Origin of the sequence: Caballeronia udeis (genome assembly GCF_001544555.2) — a bacterium.
GTDB lineage: Bacteria > Pseudomonadota > Gammaproteobacteria > Burkholderiales > Burkholderiaceae > Caballeronia > Caballeronia udeis.
On the sequence record NZ_FCOK02000156.1, the window covers coordinates 1 to 5,720 of the forward strand.

3 protein-coding genes are annotated in these 5,720 nt (G+C 61.7%); all 3 read right to left on the minus strand.

Going from position 1 to position 5,720, the window contains the following annotated elements; translation table 11 throughout:
• A partial coding sequence (locus AWB69_RS44680; RefSeq protein ID WP_062093154.1) for an MFS transporter occupies positions 1 to 1,217 on the minus strand: 1,217 nt, incomplete at its 3' end.
• Between the two features lie 192 nt (positions 1,218 to 1,409).
• Positions 1,410 to 4,442 (minus strand): FAD-binding and (Fe-S)-binding domain-containing protein, encoded by a 3,033-nt coding sequence (locus AWB69_RS44685; protein ID WP_062093152.1) that lies wholly within the window; start codon positions 4,440 to 4,442, stop codon positions 1,410 to 1,412.
• Positions 4,443 to 4,496: 54 nt separating this feature from the next.
• Entirely contained in the window at positions 4,497 to 5,717 is a 1,221-nt protein-coding gene (locus AWB69_RS44690; protein ID WP_062093153.1) for a pyridoxal-phosphate-dependent aminotransferase family protein, read from the minus strand.
• Between the last annotated feature and the right edge of the window lie 3 nt (positions 5,718 to 5,720).

Here is a 5,720-nt window from a genome sequence, read left to right on the forward strand (position 1 = left end):
GTGAACGACAGCACAATGCCAACGCCCATCAGGATCATGGAAACCGTGAAAGGCAGGTTCCAGTTGCCGGTCTTGTCGATCAGGAAACCACCCACGACCGGACTAATAATCGCGGCCAGCGCGGACCCCGAATTCATGATGCCGCTAGCGGTACCGGCGTGCTTGGGCGCGATATCCATCGGCACGGCCCACATCGGCCCGATCGTCATTTCGTTGAAGAAGAACCCGCCGCTCAGGCACACCGCGGCCAACGTGATCGACATGTTGGAAACCAGCATGATGGGCGCAAGCGAAAGCAGCGTCAGGAACATGCAGACACCCACCATCACATTGCGAGCCATGCGGATATTCCCGCTGCGCCGCAAGATGCGGTCTGTAACCGAGCCGCCAAGCCAGTCGCCGAGAACGCCGGCAAAGAACACGCCCGAAGCGAACAACGCCGACTTTCCTAACTCCATGTGATAGTTGTGGAGAAAATACTGCGGAATCCAGCCGAGGAAGAGCCACAACACCCAGCCATAGCAAAAGTACACGGCGGTCACGGGCGCCATGCGTCCCAGCAATGCACGCCACGGCACCGGCACGCGCTGCTTGACCCCGGAGTACGACGAAAGCGTCGCGCACTCGTCGGCGGTAATGCGCTTGTGCTCACGGGGGTTATCGCGGAAGTAGAAGATCCAAACGAGCGCCCACAGAAAACTGATGATCCCCGTCACAATGAAAGCACCGCGCCAGCTCGTGGCGATCATCAACCAGACGATCAACGGCGGCGCCACCGCATTGCCAATACGCGACGCGGCATGCGTGGTCCCTTGCGCGAAGCCGCGCTTATCGGCGGGCATCCAGTTCGACATCGCTCGGGTGGCGGTCGGAAACGTTGCGCCCTCACCCAGCCCAAGCAACAAGCGCGCGACGATCAGCGATACGAACCCGCCGGCCAGCCCGGTCATCACCGTGGCGGCCGCCCAGATCACAGCACAGACGGTGAGCGTCCGACGCGGCCCGAATCGGTCCCCTACCCAGCCGCCAATAATCTGGAACACGAGATACGGATAGGCGAATGCGGAGAACACAAAGCCAATCTCCGTATGCGACAAGTGCAGTTCCGCGCCGAATTGCGAGGCGGCGGTACTGACGTTGACACGGTCGACATAGGTAATGAAATACATGGCGCACAGCAACAATAGAACGCGCGTCGTAGCTCGACGGAACATCATCGTCTCCTTGAGTAGTGCGTGCTTCATCACGGCGCCCACGGGCACCGAAGCGAACTGCATCTGAAACGTCGTAAGACTTTACTGAATGGGCGTTAAAGCGATGTGTCGAATCCTGGGTCTGCGCGGTCGTGCCATGCTTGTCTCCTGTTCGCGGAACGTGGGTCGTCCGCTGTTTATGTGAAGCCCTGCTAATCAATCATCCCTTAGCGCCGCAGCCAGTACCTGCGCGACGTGCAGCGCCTTCGCGTCCGTGCCATCGGCTATCTGATGCCGGCAACTGGTGCCGTCGGCGACGATCACGGCGTCCTGCGCCTTTCGTGCTTTTCGCACGGCCGGCAGCAGCGACAACTCCGCCATCGCCTTCGACGCCTCGTAGTGCTCGGCTTCATAACCGAAACTCCCGGCCATGCCGCAACACGACGATTCGACCACCGAGACTTCGAGCTGGGGAATCCAGCCGAGCACAGCCTGGACGGGACGCAACGCGTCGAAAGCCTTCTGATGGCAGTGGCCATGAACCAGCGCCTTCGGCTGAGCGAGGGGTTTCAGCGAAAGCCGCAGACGTCCTGCCTCTTTCTCGCGAACCAGGAACTCTTCGAACAAGAACGATGACTGCGAGAGCGTGCGCGCTTCATCGCCGTAACCGTAATCGAGGAATTCATCGCGAAACGAAAGCAGACACGACGGTTCAAGACCGACAACCGGCACCCCGCGTTCCATATAAGGCCGCAATGTGTCCAGCGTGCGGCGCGCTTCGGCCTTCGCTTCGTCGACCCGTCCCGCCGACAGGAACGTGCGCCCACAGCACAGCGGACGCTCCCCCGCCTTCAGGTTCAGATGCACCGTGTACCCGGCCGCCTCGAGCACGCGCTTCGCGGCACGGGCGTTGTCGGGTTCCATATAGTTGTTGAAAGTATCGACGAAAAGCAGCACTTCCTTGTCGCCCTGCGCGGGTGGCAAGGGCTGTAGCGCCGTCGATAAAAACGACTTCACGAAATGCGGAAACGCGCGTTGCGGCGCAAGCCCGAGACGGGTTTTTAACCAGCCGGCGAAACGCGGTAAACGCTCGACCGAGCCAAACAAGGACGGCACGCGGCTCGCATACGGCGCGTAACGCGGCAGAAAGCCCACTAGCCGGTCGCGCATGCGCAGGCCATTCGCCGAGGTCCACGCGGCGCGCGCTTCAATCTTGATCTTCGCCATGTCGACGCCCGTCGGGCAATCGCGCTTGCAGCCCTTGCAGGACACACACAGGTCCAGCACATCCTTCACGTCCTGGCTGGCAAGCCCGCCCTCACCGAGTTGTCCGCTGATCGCGAGCCGCAGCGTATTCGCGCGGCCCCGCGTGACATGCTGTTCGTCCTTGGTGATGCGGTAGCTCGGGCACATGGTGCCTGCATCGAACTTGCGGCAATGGCCGTTGTTGTTGCACATCTCGACGGCCTTCGCGAGCCCGCCGGTGTGATCGTCGCCCGTTCCCGGCGCGGTCTCGACACCCGTCAACGGATCGCGTGTCACGTTCCACTGCGACCAGTCGAGTTGCGTCGCGATCTCACGCTCGCGATACGTCGGCGGGAAACGGAAGTTCGTCGCGTCGTCCATTTTCGGCGGATTCACGATGCGGTCCGGACTCATGCGATTCTCAGGATCGAAGAGCGTCTTGATCTCGCGGAACGCCTCGTTCAGACGCGGCCCGTATTGCCACGCAACCCATTCGCCGCGGCACAAACCATCACCGTGTTCGCCCGAATACGCGCCCTTGTACTCGCGCACCAGCGCCGACGCCTCCTCCGCAATTGCCCGCATTTTCTGTGCGCCGGTACGCCGCATATCGAGAATCGGCCGCACGTGCAGCGTCCCGACGCTCGCGTGCGCGTACCAGGTGCCTTCTGTGTCGTGCTTGTGGAAAACCTCGGTGAGACGCGTGGTGTACTGCGCGAGATGTTCGAGCGGCACGGCGCAATCTTCGATGAACGATACCGGCTTGCCATCGCCCTTCATGCTCATCATGATGTTGAGGCCCGCCTTGCGCACTTCCCACAAGGCCTTTTGTTGCGCGGCATCGGGCATCTCGACCACCGAGTCCGGCAAGCCGAGATCGCCCATCAGCTCCACCAGTTGCGCAAGCTTCGCGAGTTGCACGGCCTTGTCCGCGCCGGCGAATTCGACCAGCAACACGGCTTGCGGCTGACCGACCAGCGCACGTTCGATCACCGGACGGAACGCCGGATTCGACATCGACAGGTCGATCATCGTGCGGTCGACCAGCTCCACCGCAACCGGTCCCAGCTTGACGATGTGTTGCGTCATGTCCATCGCGTCGTAGAACGTGGGGAAGTTCACGACGCCGAGCGTCTTGTGCTCGGGCAACGGCCACAGTTTCAACGTGAGTTGCCGGCTGAACGCGAGCGTGCCTTCCGAGCCCACCAGCAACTGCGCGAGATTTGGCACACCGTCGGCGCTGAAGGGCAAGGGGCTCTGGCAATCGAAGAGGTCGATGTTGTAGCCCGCTACGCGCCGCAATACCTTCGGCACTTGCTCGCGGATTTCATCGCGTTCGCGTTGCGCTATCCGCTGTACACGTTCGACCAGCGAACGTGTGCGGGCATCGGATGACATTGCGTGCAATGCCCCAAACGTGGCTTGATGACCATCGGCGAGCACGGCGTCGATCGCGGCCACGTTGTGCACCATGATCCCGTATTCCATCGACCGCGAGCCGCACGAGTTGTTGCCCGCCATGCCGCCGATCGTGCATTGCGCGCTGGTCGATACATCGACGGGAAACCATAAGCCATGCGGTTTCAACCACGCGTTCAGATGGTCGAGCACCACGCCCGGCTCCACCGTTACCGTGCGTGCCTGCGCATTGAAGTGGACGATATTGTTGAGCCACTTGCTTGTATCGATCACCAGCGCTTCGCCAACGGTCTGGCCGCACTGGCTCGTCCCCGCACCGCGTGCAAGCACGGGAACATGCGCGTCGCGTGCGATCTCCAAAGCAAGCAGCAGGTCCGCCTGGTCTTTCGGCACAACGGCGCCCAGCGGCATGATCTGATAGATCGACGCATCGGTCGCATAGCGTCCGCGCGCCGCCCGGTCGAACAGCACGTCGCCCCTCAACTCCTGGCGCAAACGCATGGCCAGCGGCGACAGCGCGGCGCGTGCCGAAGCCGGCACCAGGTGGATCGGCTGGACAAGCGCTTCAGATGATTTAGTCAGCATCGGCGTCTATGCGCGGTTGATTTAGCAAGGATTACTTATAGTTTTCTTAACGTACTATGCCGCAGCCTTCAATGCCGGTGCTGCGGTGTGGCTCGTCAGGTAATCCATGGCTGCAAGCACGCCGCTGCCCGCCAGTTTCACGCCGGACAACTTGAGGCCCATTTCACAGCCCGTGAGCGTGGCCATCAGCGTGAGGTCGTTGCAGTCACCCAGGTGCCCGATGCGGAACATCCGGCCCTTGAGCTTGCCGAGGCCCGTGCCGAGCGACATATCGAAGTGCTCGTAGATGGTCTTGCGGACTGCGTCAGCGTCCACACCTTCAGGCGTCATCACGCCCGTCAGCACCGGCGAATACACGGCCGGGTCGGCGCACTGGATCTCAAGTCCCCATGCGTTGACCGCCGCGCGGCAAGCCGCCGCCAATCTTTGATGCCGCGCGAAAACCTGGTCAAGGCCTTCGTCGCCGATCATCTCCAGCGCTTCGGACAAGCCGTACAACAAATTGGTGTTCGGCGTGTACGGCCAGTACCCGCTCTTGTTCATCTCGATGATCTCGTCCCATGCCCAGAACGCGCGCGGCAACTTCGCGTCCTTGCTCGCCTTGATTGCTTTCTGCGAGACCGCGTTGAAACTGATCCCCGGGGGCAGCATCAAGCCTTTTTGCGAACCGGACACGGTGACATCCACGCCCCATTCGTCATGCCGATAATCCGCGGACGCAAGACCCGAAATCGTGTCGACGAGAAACAGCGCCGGATGCCCGGCCGCGTCGATCGCGCGCCGCACTGCCGCGATATCCGACGTGACGCCCGTCGAGGTTTCGTTATGCACCACGCACACCGCCTTGATCGTGTGCTGCGTGTCTTCACGCAAACGCGCTTCGATCATGTCTGCCTGCACGCCGCGCCGCCATCCCTCAATGCCCGGCAAGCCCAGGAACTCCGGTTTCAGCCCGAGGTTCTCGGCCATCTTTTTCCAGAGCGTCGCGAAGTGGCCTGTCTCGAACATCAGCACGGTGTCGCCGGGGCTGAGCGTGTTGCAGAGCGCCGCTTCCCAGGCGCCCGTTCCGGAGGACGGATAGATCACGACCGGCTGAGCGGTCTTGAAAATCGCCTTGATGCCGTCCAGGACTTTCAGGCCCAAAGCGCCGAATTCCGGCCCGCGATGGTCGATCGTCGGATAACTCATTGCTCGCAGGATGCGGTCGGGAACCGGGCTGGGACCCGGAATCTGCAGGAAATGGCGACCAGCGGGATGGAAATCAAGCTTTACCATGAT